Source organism: Streptomyces sp. NPDC002690 (genome assembly GCF_053592415.1).
Map to the genome: position 1 here is coordinate 1 of NZ_JBSFVR010000013.1, position 26805 is coordinate 26805.

General features: G+C 71.9%; 18 protein-coding genes. 7 read left to right on the forward strand and 11 right to left on the reverse strand.

The features are described from left to right. Positions 1-119: 119 nt before the first annotated feature. From ACWD3D_RS03460 to iolC, 5 genes are all read right to left on the reverse strand, one after another. On the reverse strand, positions 120-1622 hold the full coding sequence (locus tag ACWD3D_RS03460) for a CoA-acylating methylmalonate-semialdehyde dehydrogenase (RefSeq protein WP_451459244.1): 1503 nt from the start codon (positions 1620-1622) through the stop codon (positions 120-122). A 131-nt stretch (positions 1623-1753) separates the two neighbouring features. Beyond that, a complete protein-coding gene (iolD, locus tag ACWD3D_RS03465) occupies positions 1754-3706 on the reverse strand; it encodes a 3D-(3,5/4)-trihydroxycyclohexane-1,2-dione acylhydrolase (decyclizing) (RefSeq protein WP_451459245.1) in 1953 nt (650 codons plus the stop codon). Next, entirely contained in the window at positions 3703-4611 is a 909-nt protein-coding gene (gene iolB / locus ACWD3D_RS03470) for a 5-deoxy-glucuronate isomerase (RefSeq protein WP_451459246.1), read from the reverse strand. The genes iolD and iolB overlap by 4 nt, the downstream gene beginning before the upstream one ends. Further along, positions 4608-5567, reverse strand: a complete 960-nt coding sequence (locus tag ACWD3D_RS03475) for a Cgl0159 family (beta/alpha)8-fold protein (protein WP_451459247.1) — start codon at positions 5565-5567, stop codon at positions 4608-4610. The genes iolB and ACWD3D_RS03475 overlap by 4 nt, the downstream gene beginning before the upstream one ends. Beyond that, the gene (iolC, locus tag ACWD3D_RS03480) at positions 5564-6745 is read right to left on the reverse strand and encodes a 5-dehydro-2-deoxygluconokinase (protein ID WP_451459248.1); all 1182 of its coding nucleotides are present in this window, start codon (positions 6743-6745) and stop codon (positions 5564-5566) included. The genes ACWD3D_RS03475 and iolC overlap by 4 nt, the downstream gene beginning before the upstream one ends. A gap of 236 nt (positions 6746-6981) precedes the next feature. Here iolC and ACWD3D_RS03485 point away from each other — a divergent pair, with 236 nt between their 5' ends. Continuing rightward, positions 6982-7908 carry a sugar phosphate isomerase/epimerase family protein gene (locus ACWD3D_RS03485; RefSeq protein ID WP_451459249.1) on the forward strand — a complete coding sequence of 309 codons (927 nt, stop codon included), beginning with the start codon at positions 6982-6984 and terminating at the stop codon, positions 7906-7908. Between the two features lie 86 nt (positions 7909-7994). Here ACWD3D_RS03485 and ACWD3D_RS03490 read toward each other — a convergent pair whose 3' ends face one another. Further along, positions 7995-9005, reverse strand: a complete 1011-nt coding sequence (locus ACWD3D_RS03490) for a hypothetical protein (RefSeq protein WP_451459250.1) — start codon at positions 9003-9005, stop codon at positions 7995-7997. Positions 9006-9308: 303 nt separating this feature from the next. Between ACWD3D_RS03490 and ACWD3D_RS03495 the strand changes: the two genes are divergently transcribed. Next, complete coding sequence (locus ACWD3D_RS03495) at positions 9309-10127, forward strand: TetR/AcrR family transcriptional regulator (protein ID WP_451459251.1); 819 nt, start codon at positions 9309-9311, stop codon at positions 10125-10127. A 281-nt stretch (positions 10128-10408) separates the two neighbouring features. After that, on the forward strand, positions 10409-10621 hold the full coding sequence (locus ACWD3D_RS03500; protein WP_451459252.1) for a MarR family transcriptional regulator: 213 nt from the start codon (positions 10409-10411) through the stop codon (positions 10619-10621). A gap of 268 nt (positions 10622-10889) precedes the next feature. Here ACWD3D_RS03500 and ACWD3D_RS03505 read toward each other — a convergent pair whose 3' ends face one another. Together ACWD3D_RS03505 and ACWD3D_RS03510 are read right to left on the reverse strand one after the other, a co-directional pair. After that, positions 10890-11948, reverse strand: coding sequence for a zinc-dependent alcohol dehydrogenase family protein (locus ACWD3D_RS03505; RefSeq protein WP_451459253.1), 1059 nt, complete (start codon positions 11946-11948; stop codon positions 10890-10892). Between the two features lie 109 nt (positions 11949-12057). Further along, positions 12058-14373, reverse strand: coding sequence for an MMPL family transporter (locus tag ACWD3D_RS03510; protein WP_451459254.1), 2316 nt, complete (start codon positions 14371-14373; stop codon positions 12058-12060). A 158-nt stretch (positions 14374-14531) separates the two neighbouring features. On the opposite strand from ACWD3D_RS03510, the gene ACWD3D_RS03515 reads away from it, so the two are divergent. The 4 genes from ACWD3D_RS03515 to ACWD3D_RS03530 all read left to right on the forward strand — a co-directional run bounded on the left by ACWD3D_RS03515 (position 14532) and on the right by ACWD3D_RS03530 (position 19705). Continuing rightward, positions 14532-15377: a TetR family transcriptional regulator gene (locus ACWD3D_RS03515; RefSeq protein ID WP_451459255.1), complete on the forward strand. Its 846-nt coding sequence runs from the start codon at positions 14532-14534 to the stop codon at positions 15375-15377. A 341-nt stretch (positions 15378-15718) separates the two neighbouring features. Then, positions 15719-16741 (forward strand): PrsW family intramembrane metalloprotease, encoded by a 1023-nt coding sequence (locus ACWD3D_RS03520; RefSeq protein WP_451459256.1) that lies wholly within the window; start codon positions 15719-15721, stop codon positions 16739-16741. A gap of 188 nt (positions 16742-16929) precedes the next feature. Next, a complete protein-coding gene (locus ACWD3D_RS03525; protein ID WP_451459257.1) occupies positions 16930-17232 on the forward strand; it encodes a heavy-metal-associated domain-containing protein in 303 nt (100 codons plus the stop codon). Positions 17233-17416: 184 nt separating this feature from the next. Further along, positions 17417-19705, forward strand: a complete 2289-nt coding sequence (locus ACWD3D_RS03530) for a heavy metal translocating P-type ATPase (protein WP_451459258.1) — start codon at positions 17417-17419, stop codon at positions 19703-19705. A gap of 668 nt (positions 19706-20373) precedes the next feature. Here the strand turns inward: ACWD3D_RS03530 and ACWD3D_RS03535 are convergent. The 3 genes from ACWD3D_RS03535 to ACWD3D_RS03545 all read right to left on the reverse strand — a co-directional run bounded on the left by ACWD3D_RS03535 (position 20374) and on the right by ACWD3D_RS03545 (position 26702). Next, positions 20374-21672 (reverse strand): citrate synthase, encoded by a 1299-nt coding sequence (locus ACWD3D_RS03535; protein WP_327175894.1) that lies wholly within the window; start codon positions 21670-21672, stop codon positions 20374-20376. A 229-nt stretch (positions 21673-21901) separates the two neighbouring features. Next, complete coding sequence (gene recD2 / locus ACWD3D_RS03540; RefSeq protein WP_451459259.1) at positions 21902-24151, reverse strand: SF1B family DNA helicase RecD2; 2250 nt, start codon at positions 24149-24151, stop codon at positions 21902-21904. Positions 24152-24215: 64 nt separating this feature from the next. Next, a complete protein-coding gene (locus tag ACWD3D_RS03545; protein WP_451459260.1) occupies positions 24216-26702 on the reverse strand; it encodes a hypothetical protein in 2487 nt (828 codons plus the stop codon). Between the last annotated feature and the right edge of the window lie 103 nt (positions 26703-26805).

Below are 26805 nucleotides of genomic sequence, written 5' to 3' on the forward strand. Positions count from 1 at the left end.
GGGCCATCCGAGCTGGGTTCTGGTGACGAGCTTCACGTGTCTCCTCGGGGTTCTGGTGGGCATGGAAAAGCCCTCCGGACCCGCGGCAATCCAGCCGCGGGGCGCCGCGCCGTTCGGCGTCAATGGTTGCGCGGGAAGCCCAGGTCGACGCCGGACGGGGCGTCGGCCGGGTCCGGCCAGCGGGTGGTGACGACCTTGCCGCGGGTGTAGAAGTGCACCCCGTCGTTGCCGTAGACGTGGTGGTCGCCGAAGAGGGAGTCCTTCCAGCCGCCGAAGGAGTGGTACCCGACCGGGACCGGGATCGGTACGTTCACACCGACCATGCCGGCCTGGATCTCCAGCTGGAAGCGGCGTGCGACGCCGCCGTCGCGGGTGAAGATCGCGGTTCCGTTGCCGTACGGGGAGGCGTTCATGAGGGCGACGCCCTCCTCGTACGTGTCGGCGCGCAGCACGACGAGCACCGGACCGAAGATCTCGTCGCGGTAGGCGTCGGAGTCGGTGGAGACGCGGTCCAGCAGCGAGATGCCGATCCAGTGGCCGCCCTCGAAACCCTCGACGGTGTGGCCGGTCCCGTCGAGGACGACCTCGGCACCCTGCGCGGCGGCGCCGGTGACGTAGGAGGCGACCTTGTCGCGGTGGGCGGCGGTGATCAGCGGGCCCATCTCGGAGTCGGGGTCCGTGCCGGGGCCGATCTTGATCTTCTGCGCGCGGTCCTTGATGCGGGCGACCAGCTCGTCCCCGATCGAGCCGACCGCGACGACCGCCGAGATCGCCATGCAGCGCTCGCCCGCGGAGCCGTACGCGGCCGAGACCGCCGCGTCGGCCGCGGCGTCCAGGTCGGCGTCGGGCAGCACCAGCATGTGGTTCTTCGCGCCGCCGAGCGCCTGTACGCGCTTGCCGTTGGCCGACGCGGTGGCGTGGATGTGGCGGGCGATCGGAGTGGAGCCGACGAAGGAGACGGCGGCCACGTCCGGGTGGGAAAGCAGCGCCTCGACCGCGACCCTGTCGCCGTGCACGACGTTCAGCACACCGTCCGGCAACCCGGCCTCGGCGGCCAGTTCGGCCAGCAGCACCGAGGCGGACGGGTCCTTCTCGCTGGGCTTGAGGACGAAGGTGTTGCCGCAGGCGACGGCGAGCGGGAACATCCACATCGGCACCATGGCCGGGAAGTTGAACGGGGTGATCCCCGCGACGACGCCCAGCGGCTGGCGGATGGAGGCGACGTCCACCCCGCCGGACACCTGGGTGGACAGCTCGCCCTTGAGCTGGGTGGTGATCCCGCAGGCCAGCTCTACGATCTCCAGCCCCCGGGCCACCTCGCCGAGCGCGTCGGAGTGCACCTTGCCGTGCTCGGCGGTGATGAGGGCGGCGAGCTCGTCGCGGTGGGCGTCGAGCAGGGCGCGGTAGCGGAACAGGACGGAGGTACGGGCCGAGAGAGAGGAGAGGCCCCAGGTCGCGAAGGCGGCCTTGGCCGCGCTGACCGCGGCGTCCACCTCTTCGGCGGAGGCGAGGGCGACGCGGGTGGTGACGGCTCCGGTCGCGGGGTCGGTGACCGGGCCGAACTCGCCCGACGTGCCCTCGACGGTCTTGCCACCGATCCAGTGAGGGACGGTCCTGGTCATGACGATCTCCTTCAAACTTCTCGGGTTTCTCGGGGACTGCTCGGACTTCGGAGGAGGCTCCTCGGACTTCGGGGAAGGCTCCTCGGACTTCGGAGGAGGTTCCTCGGACTTCGGAGGAGGCTTCCCGTAATTCAGAGACGACGGCGCCGGGTCGCCCGCCGGCGGTCGTACACCTCACGGGCCTCCACGGCCGCCGGGCGGGTGGCCGTCTCGGCCACGGGCACATCCCACCACGCCTCAACCGCAGGGGGACCCGCCACCCCACCGGGTGTCCGGTCCCCGGAGCGGCCGGGCGGGGTGGCGAGCGTGACGTGGACGCAGACGGGGTGGTCGGCGGCCCGCGCCTGGGCGAGGGCCGCGCGGAGTTCGCCCACGGTACGGGCGCGCAGGGCCCGCATGCCGAGGGAGGCGGCGTTGGCGGCGAGGTCCAGCGGGAGCGGGTCGCCGGTGTACGCGCCGGTGGCGTCCCGGTGGCGGTAGTCGGTGCCGAAGCGCTCGCCGCCGACCTCCTGCGAGAGCCCGCCGATGGAGGCGTACCCGTGGTTGTCGAGCACCACGAGCTTGACCGGCAGCCGTTCCTGGACGGCCGTGACGATCTCGGTCGGGTTCATCAGGTACGTACCGTCGCCGACGAGGGCCCAGACCGGCCGGCCGGGGGCGGCGAGCTGGACGCCGATGGCCGCCGGGATCTCGTATCCCATGCAGGAGTAGCCGTATTCGACGTGGTACTGCCGGGGCGAACGTGCCCGCCACAGCCGGTGCAGGTCGCCGGGGAGCGAGCCGGCCGCGTTGATCAGGACGTCGTCCTCGGTGACGAGGGCGTCGAGCAGGCCGAGGACCTGGGTCTGGGTGGGTGCCGCGTCGGGGTCGGGGGTGGCGAAGGCCGCGTCCACCCCGTCCTCCCAGCGGGCCTTCGCCGCCGTGTACGCGCTTCTGTGGCCGGGGTCGACCCGGTGGCCGTGGGCGCGCAGCGCGGCGGTGAGCGCTTCGAGGCCGGTACGGGCGTCCGCGACGAGCGGGAGGGCGGCCTGCTTGTGAGCGTCGGACCCGGTGACGTTGAGGTTGACGAACCGGGTCGCCGGGTCGGGGAAGAGGGTGGCGGAGGCGGTGGTGAAGTCGGTCCAGCGGGTGCCGACGCCGATCACCAGGTCGGCCGCGCGGGCCAGTTCCTCGGCGGTGGCGGTGCCGGTGTGGCCGATGCCGCCGATGTCCTGCGGGTGGTCGTGGCGCAGGGTTCCCTTGCCCGCCTGGGTGGTGGCGACGGGGATGCCGGTGGCGGTGGCGAACGCGGAGAGGGCCTCTTCGGCGGCGCTGTGCCGCACCCCGCCGCCCGCGACGAGGAGAGGCCGGCGGGCCGCGCGCACCGCCCGGACGGCTTCGTCGAGTTCGTACGGGTCGGGGGCGGGCCGACGCACGTGCCAGACCCGCTCGGCGAGGAACTCCTCGGGCCAGTCGTACGCCTCGGCCTGCACGTCCTGCGGCAGCGCGAGGGTGACCGCCCCGGTGGAGACCGGGTCGGTGAGGGTGCGTACGGCCTGGAGGGCGGCGGGGATCAGCGCTTCGGGGCGGGTGATCCGGTCGAAGTAGCGGGAGACCGGGCGCAGGCAGTCGTTGACCGACACGTCTCCGGCGTACGGCACTTCGAGCTGCTGGAGCACCGGGTCGGCGGGCCGGGTGGCGAAGGTGTCACCCGGGAGGAGCAGGACGGGCAGGTGGTTGACGGTGGCGAGTGCGGCGCCGGTGACGAGGTTGGTGGCGCCGGGGCCGATGGAGGTGGTGACGGCGTGCGCGGAGAGCCGGCCGGACTGCCGGGCGTAGCCGACCGCCGCGTGCACCATGGCCTGTTCGTTGCGGCCCTGGAGGAAGGGCATGAGGGGCGCACGGGACGCCCCGGAGGCGTCGGGGCTCCCGGACCTCCCGGAACTCCCGGATTCCAGCAGTGCCTGGCCGATACCGGCGACGTTGCCATGGCCGAAGATGCCCCAGGTGGCGGCGATCAGCCGCTGCCGGTGTCCGTCCCGTTCGGTGTACTGCCGGGCGAGGAAGGCGATCAGGGCTTGCGCGGTGGTCAGACGGACGGTCACCTGCGGTCCTCCGGGGCGGCGTACAGCGGGAGCCGGGGATCGGCCTGGCGGGCGTCCCAGGTGTCCCTGATCCAGGCGTGGTCGGGGTGGTCGCGGATCAGCCAGGCGCGTTCCTCGCCCGGTCCGGCCATCACGTTGAGGTAGTAGAGGGCACCTTCGGGCGGTGCGATGGAGGGGCCGTGCCAGCCGTCGGGGACGAGGACCGCGTCGCCGCCGTGCACCTCGGCGAGCACGTCCGCGCCGCCGGGGCGGGACGGGGAGACACGGTGGTAGCCGGGGCCGCCTCGCTCCAGTTCGAAGTAGTAGATCTCCTCCAGCACGGACTCCACGCCGGGCTCGGCCTCGTCGTGCTTGTGCGGCGGGTAGGAGGACCAGTTGCCCGCCGGGGTGAGGACTTCGACGGCGATGAGCCGGTCGCAGGCGAAGGTGTCGGCGGCGGCGAAGTTGTTGACCTGCCGGGCGCAGGTGCCGGAGCCGCGCAGTTCGACAGGTACCTCCGACGCGGGACCGTAGCGAGCGGGGAGCTGTCGCTCGCACTTCGCTCCTGCCAGGGCGAAGCGGCCCCCCGCGTCGGAGGAGATCTGTGCGGTGGCATCGCGCGGTAGGTACGCGAAGTCGGCCACCCCGCTGAACACGCTTTCACGGCCGGTGAGTTCAAAGATGTCACCTGCCGTATGCACCGTACAGCCGCCGGTCAACGGCAGAACGATCCATTCACTCCCCCCGGTGACGAGTGTGTGAACTCCGCCCGGCGGCAGGTCGAGCACCCGGAGGCTCGAACGCTCCCATCGCGCCCGCTCGGGACCGATGTCCAGGGCGTACGGGGCGTCCTCGGGGCCGCCCCTCAGGTGCAGGTGGCGGGGCGGGGACCCGGTGCGGGACGAGGGGGCGTCGTACGTCGTCATGGAGTGTCCCTACCCGCGCCGGACCCCGGTGGCGCCGTCCGGCGCGGGCCGTCCGGTCCGGCGGTGCGCCGGAGCAGTCCGGCCGCCGTGTCGACGGCCCGTGCGACGTCCCCGTCCGGCGGGTAGAGCAGCGCCCGGCCCACGACCAGCCCGCGCACGGTCGGCAGCCCCAGGGCGCCGCGCCACCGCTCGTACGCGCCGTCCAGGTCGTCGCCGACCTCGCCGCCGAGCAGTACGGCGGGCAGGGTTGAGGTCTCCATCACCCGGGCCATGTCGGCGGGGCGCTCGGTGACCGGGACTTTCAGCCAGGTGTACGCGGACGATCCGGCGAGACCGGAGGCGACGGCGATGGCGGTGGTGACGGCCGGGATGCTGAGGTCCGTACGGAGCCGGCCGTCCTCCCGGTGGCAGAGGAAGGGCTCCACGAACACGGGCAGCCGGTGGGCGGCCATCGAATCGATGGTGCGGGCGGCTGTGTGCAGGGTGTCGAGGGAACCCGGGTCCTCGTGGTCGATGCGCAGCAGCAGTTTGCCCGCGTCGAAGCCGCGTCTGGCCAGGTCGATGGGGCGGAATCCGGTGAAGCGGTCGTCCAGTTCGAAGGCGGCCCCCGCGAGGCCGCCCCTGTTCAGCGAGCCCATGACGACCTTGTCCTCCAGGGCGCCGAGGAGCAGCAGGTCGTCCACGATGTCCGCGGTGGCGAGCACTCCGTCGACGCCGGGGCGGGAGAGGGCGAGGCAGAGCCGTTCGATGAGTTCGAAACGGTGCGCCATCGCGAGAGCCCGGCCGCCGACGGCGAGCGCGCCGCGCGCGGGGTGGTCGGCGGCGAGGATGAGCAGCTGCTCGCCGGGGCGGACGAGGGACCTGCGGCGCCTGCGGGCGGCGGCCTCCTCGATGGCCTCCGGGTGCTCGGCGCGCAGTGTCACGAGGTCGGCGAGCGAGGAGGCGGCGGGGCTCACGCGTCGGCCCCGGTGGTGTCGGTGGGGGCGGTGGTGTCGGTGGGGGCAGTGGTGGCGGTGGCGGCGGTGGCAGCGGTTGGGACGTTCGGGGACGCGAGCCCGGGGCCTGGCCGGTCCGGTCCGTCCGGTCGGTCCGGTCCGTCCGGCCCGTGCGGCAGCCCGGGTTCCAGTCCTTCCGGGACCGCTCCGAGGGCGAGGGCGTGTTCCACCTCGGCCGGGAAGGGCATCGCGGACGAGCAGGCGAGGCGGGAGGCGACGATGGCCCCGGCCGCGTTGGCGTACCGCATCACGCGTTCGGTCTCCCATCCGGCGAGCAGCCCGTGGCAGAGCGCCCCGCCGAACGCGTCCCCCGCGCCGAGTCCGTTGACGACCCGCACGGGGAGCGGGGGCACTTCGGCGACCGTACCGTCACGGTGGACGGCGAGCACCCCCTTGGGCCCCTGTTTGACGACGGCGAGTTCGACTCCGGCGTCGAGCAGGGCGCGGGCGGCGGCGTACGGCTCGCGTTCCCCGGTCGCGACGGCGCACTCCTCCAGGTTCCCGACGGCGACGGTGGCGAGCGCGAGGGCTTCCCGGTAGCGGCGGGGAGCCTCGGGGTCGGTGTCACCGCCCTCCCAGAACATCGGCCGCCAGTCGAGGTCGAACACGGTGACCGGCCGCCGCTCCGGTGCGCCCGGCACCGCGCCCGTACGGGGGCCGCCCGTACGGGCGTCGAGGGCGGCGAGGGTCGCGGTCCTGCTGGGTTCGGCGCTCAGGCCGGTGCCGGTGACCCAGAAGATCCGGGCGGCCCGCACGGCGGCCAGGTCGAGTTCGTGCTCGTGGATCTCCAGATCGGGCGCCTTGGGCAGACGGTAGAAGTAGAGCGGGAAGTCGTCGGGCGGGAACAGTTCGCAGAAGGTGACCGGGGTCGGGTACGCGGCGACCTCGCTCACCCACCGGTCGTCGACCCCGAACTCCCGCAGCTGTTCACGCAGATACCCACCGAAGGGGTCCCGTCCGGTGCGGGTGACGACGGCGGTCCGGAGCCCGAGCCGGGCGCCGGCCACCGCCACGTTGGACGGCGAACCCCCGAGGAACTTGGCGAAGGTGTCGACCTGTGCGAGGGACGCCCCCGTCCGCAGCGGGTAGATGTCCACCCCGATGCGTCCCATGGTGATCAGGTCGTACGGCTGACGCATACGTGTCCCTTCTCCCTGCCCGCCGGAGTGCGGGACCGAGTGTCCGGGGCCCTGGACGAGGGACCGCTCGGGGCGCGCCCTGGCGCCACGGAGCACGAGCAACGGACCACGAGCCAGGACCCGGACCACGACCCACGGAGCACGGGACAGCCCTACCCCGAAACACCGTCAACATTTGGCCGGGACATGCGGACGCGCCCTTGACTCCACCGGGAGAGGGGCCGAGGGTGGCCGATATGACCCGTTCCGCACCCACCCCCTCCCGCATCCGTATCGGCTCGGCGCCCGACTCCTGGGGCGTCTGGTTCCCGGACGATCCGCAGCAGGTGCCCTGGCAGCGCTTCCTGGACGAGGTCGCGGCGGCCGGATACGAGTGGATCGAGCTGGGCCCGTACGGTTATCTGCCCACGGATCCCGCCCGGCTCGCCGACGAGACCCGCGGCAGAGGACTCTCGGTCTCCGCGGGAACCGTGTTCACGGGGCTGCACCACGGGTCGGAGGTCTGGGAACGGACCTGGGAACACGTCGCCCGGATCGCGGAACTCACCCGGGCGATGGGCGCCGAACACCTCGTCGTCATCCCGTCGTTCTGGCGCGACGACAAGACCGGCGAAGTGCTGGAGGACCGCACCCTCACCCCCGCGCAGTGGCGCGACCTCACCACCCAGACCGAGCGGCTCGGCCGGGAGGTGCGGGAGCGGTACGGGCTGCGGATCGTCGTCCACCCGCACGCCGACACCCACATCGACAACGAGGAGAACGTCAACCGGTTCCTCGACGCCACCGATCCCGACCTCGTCTCCCTCTGCCTGGACACGGGGCACTACGCCTACTGCGGCGGGGACAGCGTCGAACTGCTGCGGACGTACGGGGAGCGGATCGGCTACCTCCACCTGAAGCAGGTCGACCCCGAGGTGCTGGCGAAGGTAGTTGCCGAGGAGCTGCCCTTCGGGCCGGCCGTCGCCCGGGGTGTGATGTGCGAACCGCCCAGCGGGGTCCCGGCCCTGGAACCGGTACTCGAAGCGGCGCGGGCGCTCGGCACCGACCTCTTCGCGATCGTCGAGCAGGACATGTACCCCTGCGCCCCCGACGCCCCGCTGCCGATCGCCCGCCGCACCCGCGCCTACCTCCGCTCCTGCGGCACCCCGCCGCCCGCGCCGTGACGCTGTGACCGGACGAGGCGGGGGTGGGGCGCGGTGTCTCCGCACTCCACCCCCGCCTCGCCGTACGACCGGGCCGGCCGCTCACCTCATACGAGCTGCGCCTGCTGCTCCGGCACGACGACCGGGGCCTTGGGGCCGCGACGGTCCGCGACCAGCATCAGGGCGAGGCCGAACACGACCCAGCAACCCAGCACGAGAGCGGGTGTACCGGCACCGGTGCCGTCGAAGAACGCGTTGGCGCGCAGCAGGCTCCCGGAGGCCCCCGGCGGGAGGATCTGGCCGAGGGTGGCCCAGCCGTCGGGCAGCCAGTGGGGTCCGCTGGCGAGTCCGGAGAGCGGGTTGCCGAGGAGCATGACCACGGCGGCTCCGAGGCCGAACCCGGCCATGCCCATCAGCGCTTCGAGGCCGAGGAGGGTCATCACCAGGGCCGCCAGGCCCAGGGACATCCCGAGGCTGCTGATCAGGTAGCCGCCGCCGAGGGAGCCGGTGCCGAACTGGAGGAAGGCGGTGACCGCGAACCCGGCCAACAGGGCGAACCCGACGCCTCCGGCGAGGCGGCGGCGGAGTCCGGAGTGGCCCGGGAAGAGGCGGGTCAGGAGCACGGCTGGAATCATCCCGCCGAAGATCATGGGGAAGGCCGCGGCGGCGAAGCCGGCGCCCTTCGGGTCGTCGGCGGGGAACGGCTTGAGGTCCGTGACGGTGACCTCGGCCTGCTGCTGTTGCGCGATCCCGTTACCCATGGCGGTCACGGCCGCGGTGGGCTGCGACCCTCCGGCGGTGGCGGTGTAGACGGTGACGTGCCCCGGGGTCAGGGCTACGCCGCCCATGACGTCGCGGTTCTCCATCGCCGACTTGAGGGCCGCCTCGTCGTCGTAGGTGGTGACGTTCCACTCGTCGCCGGAGAGGGCGCCGGTGACGGCCTTGGTCGCCTGCGCGGACCCGGTGACCCCCACGGGGAGTTCGTGGGGACCGCTGTTCACCGAGGGCAGGGCGAAGGCGCAGAGCATGAGGATCACGACGGCGGCCAGGCCCACGACGACGGCCAGGAGCTTGCGCGCCTGCCCTGCGGGTGCGGGCGGGGTGATTTGCTGGGTCATGGCGGATTTCCTCGCGGTTGGCCGGTGGGTGGACGCCTGGCAGGCCGTCGTGACGTGCGCGGCAGGGATCAGAGAGGCAGCGGGGGCGGCAGGGAAGAGACAGGGAGCAGCAGGGACGGCGGCAGGCTGAAATGGGGGCGGGAAGACGAACGCGTCACCGCTGGAGCCGTCGCCGGACGTACGCCCCGATCGCGGGGCAGCGGAAGTGATGCGGATGGGCTGTGGATGGGGGTGAGGATGCAGGAGCCCCGCCTCACCCTCACCCAAGGTCTTGATACAAGGATACAAGGTACATTGATGCGTGTGTCAAACGAAGAGTCTCAGCCCACGGCCCAGGTGCCGTCCGACCTGGTCGAAGCGGCCCTCCGGGCGTCGCGGACGCGCGGGACGGCCGTCGCCGACGTGTCGATGCAGGCCATCGCACAGGAGGCCGGCATCTCCCGCAGCACCCTGCTGCGCCGCCTCGGCGGCGCCCGGCACGCCCTCGACGAAGCGGTCCGGGCCGCCGGCGTCGACCCCGGCGGCCACAAACCCGTGCGCGAGCGCGCCGTGGAAGCGGGAGCCGCCCTCATCAGCAAGGACGGGTTGGCCGCGCTCTCGCTCGAACGCGTCGCCGCGGCGGCCGAATGCTCGGTCCACAGCCTCTACGCCGCGTTCGGCGGCCGGGACGGGATGATGCAGGCCATCTTCGAGCGGTACGGCCCGTTCGTGAACATCGAAGAGGTTCTGGCCACCCGCCCCGGCGACCTGCGGAGCACGGTCCGCAGGATCTACGCACACCTCACCGATGTCGTCGGGCTGGAGCCCCGGGTACTGCCCGCGATCCTCGCCGAGGTCCTGGCCCGCCCCGGGGACGACGCCTCACAAGCCCTCGCGCGCCACATGGTCCCGCGCCTCTATTCGAGCATCGGCGAGTGGCTGGCCGCGGAGGTCGCGGCGGGCCGCATCCGCGACCTGCCGCTCATCGCACTCATCCACCAGATGTCGAACCCGCTGCTCATGCACCTGCTGCTCCGGCCGGCCCTGGAACTCGTCCCTGGCCTGGAGATCCCCTCAGTCGAGGAGATGTGCGACGCCTTCGCCGAGGCGTTCATCCACGCCGTGGGGCTGCCCGAATCCTGACGCGCCCCGGGCGCGGGGCCGGGCGCAGGGCCGGGCGCGGGCCGGCTACGGGCTACGGGCCACAGGCGCGGGCAACGGGCCGCCCGCAACAACCGCCCGTCTTCGTCGTACATGTACCGGTTGTGTACGACCTGCGTCACAGGTGCGCGACAACCCTCGGCAGCGGGCTCTCCCGATCGTTCGACAGGTCACCACTGACTGATCGTCAACTGCCGCACCGAGGCGCCCTTCAGGCGTGAACCGCCACCTCGGTGCGGCGACGCGCAGAGAGGCGACACTCGATGACGGACAGCACGCTCTGGTCCTACAAGGACATCGCCGCGCACATCCGGGTCCTGCCGGACACCGTGCGCTCGTACCGCAAAAGCGGCTTCCTGCCCGACCCCGACCAGGTGCGGGACGGTCGGCCCTACTGGTACCCGGACACCGTCCGCCACTGGGTCGCCCGCCGCCCCGGCAACCGGAGCCGCACACTCGCGAGCCGGACGACCTGAGCAAATCGTGCGGCCTGAGCGAGCCACGTAACCTGCACGCATCGTGCGGCCTGAGCCGTCCGGGCGGGCCGCGCGCGAGGTGCGGGCGGGGCCGACCGGGCGGGCCCAGCCGGGTGACCGCCCACGCCGACTCATCGGTCGGACGACCCGTCCCCGCAGCCACGCCGTCGCACAGCCACCCCGTGGCGCGGCTACGCGACGTGCGGCCCACTCGGCACCCAGGCCACTCGGCGCGCGGCCACTCGGCGCGCGGCCACTCGGCGCGCGGCTACTCGGCGCGTGGACGCCCCGGTTCGATGATCGTCACCCCCGCGCCCGGGGCTCCGCCCATCGCGGCGAGCGCCGCGGGGGCTTCGGCCAGGCCGATGGCGGAGGTGACCAGGAGGTCGGGGCGGAGCGTCCCGGCCCGAACCATGTCCATCATCGGCGGGTATGCGTGGGCGGCCATTCCGTGGCTGCCGAGGATCTCCAGTTCCAGTGCGATCACGCGGGACATCGGGACGACCGGGTCCCCGGCCGCCGGGGGCAGCAGCCCGACCTGCACATGGCGTCCACGTCGGCGCAGGCTCCGTATGGAGGCGGCGCAGGTCACCGGCGACCCGAGTGCGTCGAGCGAGAGGTGGGCACCGCCACCCGTGAGTTCACGGACGACGGCGTCGGCGCCCTCCGGGTGGGCCGACGCGTCCACGCACGCCGCCGCCCCGAAGGACTTCGCCAGGTCGAGCGCGGCGGCCGAGACGTCCACGGCCACCACCCGGGCCCCGGCGGCCACCGCGATCATCACGGCCGAGAGCCCCACCCCACCGCAGCCGTGCACCGCCACCCACTCCCCCGGCGCGACCCGGCCCTGTCCGGCCACCGCACGGAACGCCGTGGCGAACCGGCACCCCAGACCGGCCGCCGTGCCGAAGGAGAGCTCCTCGGGCACGGCCACCAGGTTGACGTCGGCGTTCTCCAGCGCGACGTACTCGGCGAACGAGCCCCAGTGGGTGAACCCCGGCTGGGTCTGTCGCTCGCACACCTGCTGCGCTCCCGCGGCGCAGGCTTCGCACCGCCCGCAGGCGCAGATGAACGGGACGGTGACCCGGTCGCCTGGGCGCCAGTTGGCGACTCCGGTACCGACCGCCTCGACCACTCCGGCGAGTTCGTGGCCCGGGACGTGCGGGAGGGTGATGTCCTCGTCGTGCCCCATCCAGCCGTGCCAGTCGCTCCGGCACAGCCCGGTCGCCTCGACCCGGACCACCACCCCCTGCGGGGCCGGGGCCGGATCGGGCACCTCCCGGACCCTCGCTTCCTGACCGAACTCCTCGAACACCACTGCCCGCATGGCCCTGCCCTTCCGTCACGTCACCGCGCCCCGGCGGGACGCCCGGTGGGGACGGTACGGTGCGCCACCCGGCCGTGTCCCCCTCTCGGCCCGGCCCGGGGCACCTCGACTACCTCTGGTGATCGAGGTACTCCGGCCCGGATCGGAAGCGGGCCTCGCGCGGCCCGACCCCGCCGTCCACACCCTGAGCGGGTACGGACGCGACGCCCCCGGGGGCGCGCTCGGACGCGGCGTACGCGGGCGGGGCGTACGCGGGCGGGGCGGCGGCCGGTCCCTCGTCGAAGCCGAACCTCCGGTGGAGAGCGCGCAGCGGGGCGGGGGCCCACCAGGTGACCCGGCCCATCACCTTCATGACCGAAGGCACCAGGAGACTGCGCACCACCATGGCGTCCATCAGTACGGCCAGCGCGATGCCGAGTCCGAGCATCTTCGTGTTGGTGACCCGCGAGGTCCCTATGGCGACCATCACCACCGCCAGGATCACGGCGGCGGCGCTGATGAGTCCGCCGGTGTGACGCAGCCCGAAGGCGATGGAGCCCTCGTGGTCGTCGGTCCGGTCGTACTCCTCCTTGATGCGGGAGAGCAGGAAGACGCCGTAGTCCATGGAGAGCCCGAAGGCGACGCAGAACATCAGCACCGGCAGGGTGGTCTCGATGTCACCGGTGCTGGTGAAGGAGAGCGGGCCGGAGAGGTGGCCGTCCTGGAAGACCCACACGACCGCGCCGAACATGGCCGTCAGGCTGAGGGTGTTGAGCACCACGGCCTGGACGGGGATCAGGACGCTCCCGGTGAGCAGGAAGACCAGGAGCAGGGTCACCACGACGATGATGCCGACGGCCCAGGGAAGCCGGTCGGCGATGGCGCCCTTCGAGTCGACGAGTACGGCGGCCGTCCCGGTCACCGAGGTCTCGACGGGCGCGTCGAGCGCGCGGAGGTCGTGGACGAGGCGCTGGGCTCCGGACCCGACCGCCTCACCCTCGGGGACCACGCTGAAGGCGGCCGAGTCGCCCTTCGTCACCGGTCCGTCGACCCGCGCCACTCCTTCCGTGGCGGTGATCCGCTCGCGGAGGGCGGTGTACTGGGCGGGGGTGGCAGGCCCTCGGGCGAGCAGAGTGAGGCCGCCCCCCGGCGACCCGGGGAAGCCCTCACGGATGTGGTCCTGCACCACGCGGGACGTCGAGCTCGCGGGCAGCTGTCTGTCGTCGGCCGTACCGAACTTCACGCCCAGGAAGGGCAGTCCCAGCAGGATGAGCACGGCCGTGGTGACCACGGCGAAGAGGGGGGCGCGGTGCATCACCAGCTCGGCGAGACGGGCCCAGCCCTTGTCGGCCGTCACGCGCTCCGCCGCCCGGGCACCACTCCGGCGGCCCAGCACGCGCCGCAGGTCCAGGGCGTTGACCCGGGGGCCGAGCAGCATCAGTGCGGCAGGCAGCAGGATGAGGGCCGCCCCGGCCGCCAGGAGCACCACCGCGATTCCGGCGTAGGCGAAGGAGCGCAGGAAGTACTGGGGGAAGACGAGCATCGCCGAGAGCGAGACCCCGACCGTGAGCGCGGAGAAGAGCACGGTGCGCCCCGCCGTTCGGAGTGTGGTGCCGACCGCGGAGCGCGGGTCCGCTCCGGCGGCCATCTCCTCACGGAACCGGCGCACGATGAACAGGGCGTAGTCGACGGCGAGCCCGAGGCCGAGGGCGGTCGTGAGGTTCTGGGCGAACACGGAGACGTCGGTCAGCTCCGTCATGCCGCGCAGCACGGCGTTGGTCCCCAGGATCGCCACGATGCCCACGGCGAGGGGCAGCAGGGCCGCCACCGCGCTGCCGAAGACCATCACCAGCAGGACGAGGGTGACCGGCAGGGCGAACAGCTCCGCCCTCAGCAGATCCTCCTGGATGATCGACTGCATCTCGTGCCGCACGGCGATCGGTCCGCCGACCGAGACCTCCACCGGACCGTGCTCCCCTTCGAAGAGGGGGGCGATCCTGTCGAGCGTCTCTCCGGCCGCCTTCTCCTCGCCGGTGATGTGCGCGGCGATCAGTGCTTCGTGTCCGTCCCGGGCGCGCAGGGCGGGTGCGGAGCTCTGCCAGTACGAACCGACTCCGGTCACCCCCTTCTCGGCGGCGAGGCGTTCGGTGAGGCGCGCGGCCTCCGCCGCCACCGCCGGATCGTCGACCGAGGCGGCCCCGCTGTCGATCAGCAGCAGGACATTGGGTTGGGAGGCGGGAAACTCCCGCTCCAGCACGCGCGTCGTCCAGGTCGATTCGGCGGCCGGGTCCTCCCAGCCGCCGCTGGCCATCCGGTCGCCGACACCGCTCCCGGCGAACACCGCGAGCGCGGTGAGCACGAGTGCCGCCAGCAGGGCGAGCCGTGGCCGAGCCGTCACGAGACGGGTCCAGCCACCGAGGCGTTGCGGGCCCTTGGCTACAGGCATGATGCGGTGTCCCCTCCACCAGGCCCGGGCTGCGCGGGGCAGCACGGACCGGCCATTGCCACGTAGACTGGCAAACACGAGTGCTCGCTCGCGTTTTTCAAGAATGCGAGCACCAGCTCGCGTTTGTCAATCACTCTCTTGAGGGTTGGGGATGAGCCATGCCTGAGACCGGAGCCGGGACCGGAGCCGAGCAGGCCGCCACCGCGGCGGCACAGGAGCCGACGGCACGGGGAGGCGTGCGCGGCGGCAGGGCCGACACGGCCGGCCGCACGGCACCTGCCGCCCCTCCGACCTCTCCGGCCACCCCCGCGCACCCGGCACGCCCGACACCCGCCGCGGACCCGGACACGCACCCGGACGGCGGTGCCCCGCCGCCCCGCCGCCGCCAGGCGCGCGGCGAGGCCCGGATCGCCCAGCTGCTCTCGGCCGCCGCCGACGTGTTCCGCACCCAGGGGTACACCGCCGCCAGCACCAACGCGATCGCCCGCGAAGCCGGCGTCTCGCCCGGCACGCTCTACCAGTTCTTCCCCAACAAGGAGGCGATCGCCGTGGAGCTCGGCGACCGCCTCCTGCACCGCTGGCAGGAGACGTACGGCGAAGCCATCACGCTCAGCCACACCGAACTCGCGCTGGAGAGCATGCTCGACGCGGTGCTCGACCCGCTGATCGCCTTCAACACGGAGAACCCGGCGTTCTGCGTCCTCATGCACGGCGGAGAGGTGCCCGGCCGCATCACCGAGAAGCACGACGTCGTGCACGAAGCGATGCTCACCCGCGTCGAAGCCCTCCTGGCGGGCTACCTGCCGGAGCTCCCCGCCGCACGGATACGACTCGTCGGGATCATGACCTTCCAGCTGTTCAAGGCCGGAATCGACCTGATCCTGACGCACGAGGGCGAGGAGCGGGAGGCGTACGCCCGCGAGCTGAAGACGGTGATGTTCCGCTACCTGAATCCCCTGCTCGACGAGGCGAACCGGCTCGCCCGCACCCCGGATTCCGCCTGACCGCACGACACCCCGGGCACCCCGGTGCAGGGCTCGGTGCAGGGCTCGACACACGGCGGCGCGGGAACACCACCGGGAACACCACCCTTCGGCATATGCCCCGGAACATCCCAAACAGTGCGACGACATGCCCCACCAACGACAGCCACGCGCCCACGACACGCCCTTTACGTCCCGGCTCGCACGCAGACCATAGGCTTTGGCGATCCCACCCGATCCGTAAGGGATTCAGGCTATCCACCCGGGATTCGCCCGATACACCCCGATCTCACCCGACCGCCTCCCGGTCCCCGATCCCTTTCCCGGGAAGCCGGGCGGGAGGCCCTCCACCTGGAGCCGGCGTGAACTGGTCCTCCTCCGACCCACCACCCCCACCCTCGCACTCCCCGCCGCCCCCCGGTCCCCCGACCGGCCCGCCGACGGACCCACCGACAGGCCCGCCACCCGGCCCGCCCCGGCCGCGCCCCGGCCTGTGGCGGCGCTGCCTCTGGGGCGGGATCGCCTCGTGGGCGCTCGCCGCCGGAGCCACGTACCTCACCCAGAACTCCACTCTGCTGCCGACGCTGATCCTGCTCGGCAGCTTTCTCGTACCGGCCGTGTTCGTGCTGTGGGCGTACGAGCGGCACGGCGAGGATCTCGGGCCGGCCCTGATCCTGGGCTCGTTCCTGGCCGGCGGGATCCTCGGGGTACTGGGGGCCTCGGTCCTGGAGTACTACCTGCTGCACCGGACCTCGGTCTGGTTGTTCCTCGGTGTCGGCCTGATCGAGGAGGCGGTGAAGCTGGGCGCCCTGATGCTCGTGCTCCGGCGCCACCACGCCGTCCGGGGGCGGAGGGCCGGCCTGGTGCTGGGCGCCACGGTCGGATTCGGTTTCGCGGCGTTCGAGAGCGCCGGGTACGCCTTCAACGCGGCGGTCACGCTGGACGGCATCGACCTGCGCGCCCTGCTGGAGACCGAGGTGCTGCGCGGAGTGCTCTCCCCCTTCGGGCACGGCCTGTGGACGGCGATCGCCGGCGGGGTCCTGCTGGTCCACCGGGAGCCGGGCGGCCGGTTCCGCTTTCCGCCGACCGTGCTCGGCACCTTTCTCGGGGTCGCCGTCCTGCACGCCCTGTGGGACTCCATGCGGGGCATCGCGGTCTGGCTCGTAGCCCGGGTCACCGACGACCGCACGATGGACGCGATGTCGGCGCAGGGGTACCTGGAGGACGCCACCGACCAGCAGCAGCACCTCTTCACCCTGTTCTCGGTGGGCGGCACGGTGGCGACCACCCTGGTGGGGGTGTGGTGGCTGCGGACGCTCGTCCTGCGCTCCCGCCGGGAGCGGGCGCGGGCGGCGCCGGCGACCGGAGCGAGACGCTCGCCTTGATACCCCCTAGGGGTATAGTCTCGAAGGTGAGGCAACGAGGCCTCGGTCCGGTCCGGCCGCGCACCGGCAGGCCCGAGTCGCCCATACAACACTCAATACAACGCTCAATGTGCCGATTTGTTGCGCTTTTGTCCTCCGGCTGATGCCGCGGGCCACGCTCTTCGGCATCCGATCAGAGGAGAACGACCATGACCGCCGAGACCGGGACCCCTCAGGCCGCCCGCTCCTGCTGCTCGTCCGGGGCCGACCACGGCGCGCCCGCCGAGGTACGGATCGACTCGGTCACCGCGGTGTACGAGGTGAAGGGCATGACCTGCGGCCACTGCGAGGGCGCCGTCACCGAGGAGCTCTCCGCCGTCGACGGGGTGACCGAGGTGAAGGCGGTCGCCGCCACCGGCCGGGTGACCGTCTCCTCCCGCGCCCCGCTGACCGAGGAAGCCGTACGCGCCGCCGTCGACGAGGCGGGTTACGAGTACGTCGGCAGGGCCTGACACCCCACGCCGGCGGAGCGACACCGCACGGGGCACCGCACAGACCGTGCAGACCGGCACCACACGGAACGCCGGACCGCCGCAGACGTCGGCGGGTGCGCCCCACCTCTCACCCTTCGGGCCGGATGCCGCCAGCAGATACTGGTGGAGTACGGCCCGAAGCCTTTCTCCGAGGAGTTCGGACATGGCCAGCACCACCACAGCCGAGGTCCCGGCCCCGGAAGTCTCCGAGACCGAGCTGACGATCGGCGGCATGACCTGCGCCTCGTGCGCGGCACGTGTCGAGAAGAAGCTGAATCGGATGGACGGCGTGACGGCCTCGGTCAACTACGCGACCGAGAAGGCCCACGTCTCCTTCGGCCCCGGGACGGACCTCGCGGATCTCGTCGCCACCGTCGAGCGGACCGGCTACACCGCCACCCCGCCGCCCCCGCCGCCGGAACCGGAGCTCGTCGCGATACCCGGCAAGACTTCCGGGGCCGAGCCGGGCGCACCCGAGGGCGACGACGGACCGCTCACCGCGCTCCGGCAGCGCCTGATCGTCTCGGTGCTGCTCTCCGTGCCGGTGGTCCTGCTCTCGATGGTCCCGGCCCTCCAGTTCGACGACTGGCAGTGGCTCTCGCTGACCCTCGCCGCCCCGGTGGTCGTCTGGGGCGGGCTGCCGTTCCACCGCGCCACCTGGACCAACCTCCGGCACGGCGCCGCGACCATGGACACGCTGGTCTCGGTGGGCACGCTGTCGGCCTTCGGCTGGTCACTGTGGGCGCTCTTCTTCGGCGATGCCGGGATGCCGGGCATGCGGCACGGTTTCGACCTGGTGGCCTCCCGCGCCGACGCCTCCTCGGCGCTCTATCTGGAGGTCGCGGCCGGGGTGGTGAGCTTCATCCTGCTCGGCCGCTACCTGGAGGCCCGGTCCAAGCGGAAGGCGGGTTCGGCGCTGCGGGCGCTGATGCACCTCGGGGCGCGGGACGTGGCCGTGCTCAAGAGCGACGGTACGGAGGTACGCGTCCCGGTCGCCCGGCTCGCGGTGGGCGACCGCTTCGTGGTCCGTCCCGGCGAGAAGATCGCCACGGACGGCACGGTGGCCGAGGGCGAGTCCGCGGTGGACGTCTCCATGCTCACCGGTGAGTCCCTACCGGTCGACGTGGGCCCCGGGGCCATGGTCACCGGCGCCACCGTGAACGTCTCGGGCAGGCTCGTGGTGGAAGCGACCCGGGTCGGGGCCGACACCCAGCTCGCCCGGATGGCCCGGCTGGTGGAGAACGCCCAGAACGGCAAGGCCGAGGCGCAGCGCCTCGCCGACCGCGTGTCGGCGGTCTTCGTACCGGTCGTGCTGCTGATCGCGGTGGCCACGCTGGTGACCTGGCTGCTCGTGACGGGCGACGTGACGGCCGCGTTCACGGCCGCGGTCGCCGTACTGATCATCGCGTGCCCCTGCGCGCTGGGACTGGCCACTCCGACCGCCCTCATGGTCGGTACGGGTCGCGGCGCGCAGCTCGGCATCCTCATCAAGGGCCCCGAGGTGCTGGAGACCACCCGTCGCATCGACACGATCGTGCTCGACAAGACCGGCACGGTGACCACCGGCCGGATGGCGCTCCGGGCCGTCCACACCGCCCCCGGCACCGACGAGGACGAGACGCTGCGGCTGGCCGGGGCGCTGGAACACGCCTCCGAGCACCCGGTCGCCCGCGCGGTGGCCGCCGCGGCGGCCGAGCGCCTGGGCGCACTGCCGCCCGTCAGCGGTTTCGGTAACGTCGAAGGGCTCGGCGTGCGCGGCACCGTGGACGGCCACGCGGTCCTGGTCGGCCGCCCGGCACTCCTCGCGGAGGCCGGGATCGCGCTGCCGCCGGAGCTGGAGTCGGTGTTCGCGGGGGCCACCGGCGGTACGGCCGTGGTGGTCGGCTGGGACGGGGAGGCCCGCGCGGTCCTGGAGGTCGCGGACACCGTGAAGGAGAGCAGCGCCGAGGCGGTCGCCGAGCTGCGCCGGCTCGGCCTGCGCCCGGTACTGCTGACCGGTGACAACCGGGCCGTGGCCGAGTCCGTGGCGCGGGCGGTCGGTATCGACGAGGTCTATGCCGAGGTGCTGCCGCAGGAGAAAGTGGAGATCGTGCGAAGGCTCCAGGCGGAAGGCCGGGCGGTCGCGATGGTCGGCGACGGCGTGAACGACGCCGCCGCCCTCGCCACCGCGGATCTGGGGCTGGCGATGGGTACGGGGACGGACGCGGCGATCGAGGCGAGCGATCTCACATTGGTCCGTGGAGATCTCAAGGTGACAGGGGCCGCGATCCGGCTCTCGCGGCGTACGCTGTCCACCATCAGGGGCAACCTCGTCTGGGCCTTCGGGTACAACGTGGCGGCCCTGCCTCTTGCTGCGTTCGGCCTGCTCAACCCGATGATCGCGGGAGCCGCCATGGCGTTCTCGTCCGTGTTCGTCGTGACGAACAGTCTGCGCCTGCGCTCCTTCACGTAATTTCCACAAAGAGATCTAGATCACATCGATTTGAGGGTAACCATTCAATGGGTTCGTGAGTCTTAGAGTGCGATGCCAAGGATGTCTTGGGGGACGTCCGATGAAGTGTCTTGGGGGACGCTTCATGGCAAGGCGTTGGCCGGGGCACGTGCACCGGGGAGCTTTGAGCGGCCCTCCCGTACGTACCCCGGCGGACCGCAGCAGGACAAGGGAGTGCAGACTCCCTGAAGACGCCCGGCCGGATCCCGTGGGGGGAATCCGCTCCGGGACATGGGAAGCGCCCTGCCCGTCGACCCGTGGGGGGATCGGCGGCGGGGCGCTTCCTGCTTTCCCGCGCCGGCTCGCGGACGAGTGGGCCCGACCGCGCGGTACCGCCGCTTCGGCCGTACCACCCCGCCCCCGGAACGCCGAATCGCCCCGGACACCGCGCTCTGTGCGGGCGCGGTACGCGGGGCGAAGGCAGTCGGCCGAAAAGGCCTGGCGGTACGGGTACTTCACTTGATCCGGGCACCGCACCGCAGTGGGTACTACGGACCCTACGAGCGGCGCCAACGAGGCGCGTACGGCGAGTGCCCTACGGGTACGGCGCCACGTGGCTCACGCGGTCGTCGCGCCGTACCGGTTCACCCGGCGCCCGGAGCGATCCGGTCCAGGTGCGTCGGCGTGCGTCAGCGGCCCTCGACCGGGACGAAGTCGCGGAGGACCTCACCCGTGTAGATCTGGCGCGGGCGGCCGATGCGCGATCCCGGCTCCTTGATCATCTCGTGCCACTGGGCGATCCAGCCCGGGAGGCGGCCGAGCGCGAAGAGCACGGTGAACATCTCGGTCGGGAAGCCCATGGCCCGGTAGATGAGACCGGTGTAGAAGTCCACGTTGGGGTAGAGGTTGCGCGAGACGAAGTACTCGTCGGAGAGCGCGTGCTCCTCCAGCTTGAGCGCGATGTCGAGCAGCTCGTCGGACTTGCCGAGGGCCGACAGGACGTCGTGCGCGGCAGCCTTGATGATCTTGGCGCGCGGGTCGAAGGACTTGTACACCCGGTGGCCGAAGCCCATCAGGCGGACGCCGTCCTCCTTGTTCTTCACCTTGCGGATGAAGGAGTCGACGTCGCCGCCGTTGGCCTGGATGCCTTCCAGCATCTCCAGCACGGACTGGTTGGCGCCGCCGTGCAGCGGGCCCCACAGGGCGGAGATGCCGGCGGAGATCGAGGCGAACATGTTCGCCTGCGAGGAGCCGACCAGACGCACGGTGGAGGTCGAACAGTTCTGCTCGTGGTCCGCGTGCAGGATGAGCAGCTTGTCCAGCGCCGAGACGACGACCGGGTCCAGCTCGTACTCCTGGGCGGGGACCGAGAAGGTCATCCGCAGGAAGTTCTCGACGTAGCCGAGGTCGTTGCGCGGGTAGACGAACGGGTGACCGATCGACTTCTTGTACGCGTACGCCGCGATCGTCGGGAGCTTCGCCAGCAGGCGGATCGTCGAGAGGTGGCGCTGCTCCTCGTCGAACGGGTTGTGGCTGTCCTGGTAGAAGGTGGACAGCGCACTGACGACCGAGGACAGCATGGCCATCGGGTGGGCGTCACGCGGGAAGCCGTCGAAGAACCGCTTGACGTCCTCGTGCAGCAGGGTGTGCTGGGTGATCTCGTTCTTGAAGGTCGACAGCTCGTCGACCTTCGGAAGCTCACCGTTGATCAGCGTGTACGCGACCTCAAGGAAGGTCGAGCTCTCGGCGAGCTGCTCGATCGGGTACCCGCGGTAGCGGAGGATGCCCTGCTCACCGTCGAGGTAGGTGATGCCGGATTTATAGGCGGCCGTGTTGCCGTAGCCGCTGTCCAGCGTCACGAGGCCGGTGTTGGCCCGCAGCTTCCCGATGTCGAAGCCCTTGTCGCCGACGGTGCTGTCGATCACCGGGTAGGTGTACTCGTCATCGCCGTACCGCAGTACTACAGCGTTGTTGGTGTGCTCGCTCACGTCATCCCTCACCGACGTAGTGCCTCTTCTTCGAGGTGCCCTGACTGTCTCAAGGTGCCCTGTGCCCTGATGTCTCCACCCTCCCCCATTTGGCTCAGGAGAGTGCACTCGGGGTCGTCCATTGGACCTAATGGCGGCACTGAGTGCCGCCAACTTAGTCATCCTGCCCCCTCCCCCGTGGTTCCGGAAGCCCTGCGTGATGTTTCCCACCGATTTGATCGATCATTTTTTACGGTGAGTCTCCCCCCGCCCCTCCCCTGAGCCGGAAATCCAGCGCCGTACACCGCCTTCCGGCGGAAACCGTGCGGACCGCCTGCCCGATCGCCTTGCGGGAGCCGACCAGCACGACGAGCTTCTTGGCCCGGGTCACCGCCGTGTAGAGCAGGTTGCGCTGCAGCATCATCCAGGCGCTGGTGGTGACGGGAACGACGACGGCCGGGTACTCGCTGCCCTGGGAGCGGTGGATCGTCATGGCGTAGGCGTGGGCCAGCTCGTCCAGTTCGTCGAAGTCGTACCCGATCTCCTCGTCCTCGTCGGTACGCACCGTCAGCCGCTGCTCGTCGGTGTCGAGCGAGGTCACGACACCGACGGTGCCGTTGAACACGCCGTTCTCGCCCTTCTCGTAGTTGTTGCGGATCTGCGTGACCTTGTCGCCGACGCGGAAGACCCGGCCGCCGAACCGCTTCTCCGGCAGCTCGGGGCGGCCGGGGGTGATGACCTGCTGGAGCAGGCCGTTGAGGTGCCCGGCACCGGCCGGACCCCGGTGCATCGGGGTGAGCACCTGGATGTCGCGGCGCGGATCGAGGCCGAACTTCTTCGGGACGCGGCGTGCCGCGACGTCCACGGCGAGCACCCCGGCGTCCTCGGTCTCGTCCTCCACGAAGAGGAAGAAGTCGTCCATCCCCTGGGTGAGCGGGGGTTGTCCGGAGTTGATGCGGTGGGCGTTGGTGACCACGCCGGACTGCTGGGCCTGGCGGAAGATCCGGGTCAGCCGGACGGCGGGGACGGGCCCGCCCTCGGCGAGCAGGTCCCGCAGCACCTCGCCCGCGCCGACCGAGGGGAGCTGGTCCACGTCGCCGACGAGCAGGAGGTGGGCACCGGGTGCCACCGCCTTCACGAGCTTGTTGGCGAGCAGCAGATCGAGCATGGACGCCTCGTCCACGACGACCAGATCGGCGTCGAGCGGACGGTCCTTGTCGTACGCGGCGTCCCCGCCCGGCTTCAGTTCGAGGAGGCGGTGCACGGTGGACGCCTCGGCGCCGGTCAGCTCGGAGAGGCGCTTCGCGGCCCGTCCGGTGGGGGCGGCCAGTACGACCTTCGCCTTCTTCGCGCGGGCCAGCTCGACCACGGAGCGTACGGTGAACGACTTCCCGCACCCCGGCCCGCCGGTCAGCACGGCGACCTTCCGGCTCAGCGCGAGCCGTACCGCCGCCTCCTGCTCGGGGGCGAGGGTGGCGCCCGTCCGGCGGGCCAGCCACTCGAGCGCCTTCTCCCAGTCCACGTCCTGGAAGGCGGGCATCCGGTCCTCCGGGGTCCGCAGCAGCCGGCGCACCTGCCCGGCGAGGGAGACCTCCGCCCGGTGGAAGGGCACGAGGTACACCGCCGTCACCGGCTCACCGCCGTCGGGGCCCGGCACCTTCTCCCGTACGACGCCCTCCGGGTCGGCGGCCAGTTCGGCGAGGCAGTCGATGACAAGGCCGGTGTCGACCTGGAGCAGTTTCACGCCGTCCGCGATCAGCCGTTCCTCGGGGAGGTAGCAGTGGCCCTGGTCACTGGACTGGGAGAGGGCGTACTGGAGTCCGGCGCGCACGCGTTCCGGGCTGTCGTGCGGGATGCCGACCGCCTGGGCGATCCGGTCGGCGGTCAGGAAGCCGATGCCCCAGACGTCGGCGGCCAGCCGGTAGGGCTGGTTCTTCACGACGGAGATCGAGGCGTCCTCGTACTTCTTGTAGATCCGCACGGCGATCGAGGTCGAGACCCCGACCGACTGGAGGAAGATCATGACCTCCTTGATCGCCTTCTGTTCCTCCCAGGCGTCGGCGATCTTCTTCGTACGCTTCGGGCCGAGCCCGGGGACCTCCACGAGCCGTTTGGGCGCGTTCTCGATGATGTCGAGGGTGTCGGTACCGAAATGCGTGGTGATCCGGTCGGCCATGACCGGGCCGATGCCCTTGATCAGTCCGGAGCCGAGGTAGCGGCGGATGCCCTGGATGGTCGCGGGGAGAACGGTCGTGTAGTTCTCCACCGTGAACTGCTTGCCGTACTGCTGGTGCGAGCCCCAGCGGCCCTCCATCCGCAGCGACTCCCCCGGCTGCGCGCCGAGCAGCGAGCCCACCACGGTCAGCAGATCGCCGCCGCGCCCGGTGTCCACACGGGCGACGGTGTAGCCGTTCTCCTCGTTGGCGTAGGTGATCCGCTCCAGGACCCCTTCGAGGACTGCCAGGTTGGGGGAGGTGGGCGGGGTGGGCGCGTTGGGCATGGTTCGACGGTATCGGGTGGCGCCGACACCCCCACGGGGAGGAGTCGGCGCCACCCGGAGCGGGTCAGACGGTGGACTCGTCGTCGTGGACGGTGACCCGGGCGTAGCCCTGTCCGGTCACCGCGCCCACGGGCACCGAGACGTAGATCTTGTAGACCGTGTCGGCGGTGGGCTGGACGGTGGTGTCGTCGATGACGGGCAACTGGACCGTCTGTGAGGTGGTGCGCGCCGGGAAGGTGATCTTCCGGGCGGAGGTGGTGAGTTGGGTGCCGGTGCCGGCCACGGTCTGGAGGTTGACCGTCACCGGGGTGCGGGAGGAGCGGGAGAGGGTGACCGTGACGGGGACGGTACCGGCGTTCTCGGTGGCCGGGGCTCCGGCCACCGAGACCTGCGGCAGTTCGCTCGGGCCGCCGCCGCCGGCGCGGACGGTCTGGAAGGCCACGTCGGAGAGGTACACGCCACCGGCCGTGGCGGGGGCGGCCAGGGTGATGCGGCGGACGTCGGAGAGGTCGATGCCGCGCACCTTCGCCAGTGGCCAGTTCACCGTCTGGAGCCAGGTCTTGGGCAGCAGGGTGCTGGTGCCGGAGGACGGGTTGGCCTTCAGCGCGTCGCTGAGCGAGGAGAGGGCGACGGAGGCGGTACGGCCGCGTCCGTCGGTGAGCTTGACGGTCAGGTCGGTGTCCGGGCCGTTCTCGTCGACGGCTGCGCGGAACGCGAGGCCCGCGTAGCGCCGGACGTCACGGGAGCCCTTGGGTATCTCGATCACGGCCTTCGCGGGGGTGTCCGTGTCGTCCGGGGTCTCCGGCCAGGTGAGGTGGAGCAGCGGGGTGGCTTCGACGTTGCCCGCGTAGTTGGCGGGGGTCCAGGACGGGAAGCGGGAGGTTCCGGTGGAGCCGGTGCAGGCGCCGAGGGCGCTGATGGTGGGGCGACCGGTGAAGCCCGCGCAGTAGGTGCCCGTACCGCCGCCGGTGATGGTGACGTTGGATGCCGGGGCGGTCAGCGGGGCGATGTCGGAGCGGCTCCGGCCGGGGGCCTGGGCCTCGCTGCGGACGGTGGCCGCTCCGATGGTGGTCGACGCGCCCTGGCTGCCGTCGAAGAGGGGCAGGAAGCGGTCCTGGCCGCCCAGGGTGAGCTGGAAGAACCCGGACATGATGGCCGTACCGGCTTCGGACTGCTCGGCGGCGGTCAGCCGGGTCGTGGTGGGCGAGGCGCTGCCGCACACGGCGTCGGTGGAGGCGGACCAGTCGTCGCTCGCGGGGGCTGCGGCTACGCCGGGGGTCCACTCGGTGTTGAAGAAGTTGTGGTCCGCGCCCATCACCATGAGGGAGGAGCGGAGCACGTCGTCGTCGGCGCCGGTGTAGCGGCTGTCGTCGTAGAAGTGCTGGCCCTGCTGGTTGGAGACGTCTCCGTCGCAGTACGGCAGGACGACGGCCATCGGTACGTCGGGCAGGGTTTCGCGGCCGAAGTCGATGGGGGCGAGCGGGAGTACGGCGTCGATGCCGTACGGGTGGGCGCGGCCGGCGTTGAGCAGCGCGGCCTTGACGACGCCTTCACCGCCGCGCGAGTGGCCCATCAGCCCGACGCTGGACAGGTCCAGACGTCCCTTCAGCAGTCGGCTCATGCCGGGCGCGGTGCCCTTGTCGGCGCGGGCGAGCAGGTCGAGGTGGTCGAGGACGAGCTGTCCCCGGGCGAGGGTGCCGGCGTCGTCGGTGTAGCTCGCGTCCTGGGCGTTGATGCCGTCGGCGCTGATGGAGACGACCGCGTAGCCCTGGGAGGCGAGGACCTCGGCGGTGGCGTTGTAGCCGAGGTAGCTGGGGATGGGCTGGTAGCCCTCGGGGCAGGGCCAGGCGGCGTTGTTGGTCTTGGCGGTGCCGGCGTTCCAGCAGGCGGAGTGGCGGCCGTGCAGGAAGAGCACGACGGGGCGTTCGCCCTTGGCGTCGGTCGGCACCCAGACGGCGGCGCGGAGTTCGGCGCCGCGGTCGCTCAGGCCGCCGAGGGTGACGGCGGTGTCGCCGAAGTCGTAGTCGGCGCGGGCCACGTGGTAGCGGCCCTTGGCGGTGGCGGCCTCGGTGAGCGTGGCGGCGGTGGCGGTGGGCTTGCCCCGGCGGCCGGTGCCCCGGGGGGCGTGCTGGGACGTGGTGACCGTGTCGGTGGCGCCGTTCCAGGCGACCCGGACGTCGTCCGGGCGGGCGGCGCGCAGGTCGGTGGTGACCAGGGAGAGGGTGTGTCCGTCGGTGGTCTGCCGGGCGTATCCGAGGGAGGCGCCGTCGACGGCTATCTCGGGGAGCGCGTCGCGTACCGGCAGGGGCTCGTCGAGCTTCAGCGTGATGTGGTAGCCGTCGGCCGAGCGCGTGACCGACCAACTGCGGTCGTCGGCCGACCCGGTGGCGGTGGTGGCCGCCGGTTCCGGGTCCGCATTCGAGGAGGCCGGGTCGGCGAAGGCGGTACCGGTCATGGGGAGGGTCAGAGCGAGGGCGAGGGCGGCGACGGTGGCCTGCACCGGGCCCACCGTCCGGCGCGGCCCTGGGCGCCGGGAACGGGGTATGGACATGCGGCGGTTCCTCTCGTGCATGGTCGGCGCCCGCCCCGGGGGGGTGGGCGCCTGCTCCGGCTCACCGCCGGCACACACGAAGATCACCACCGCTTCTGATCAG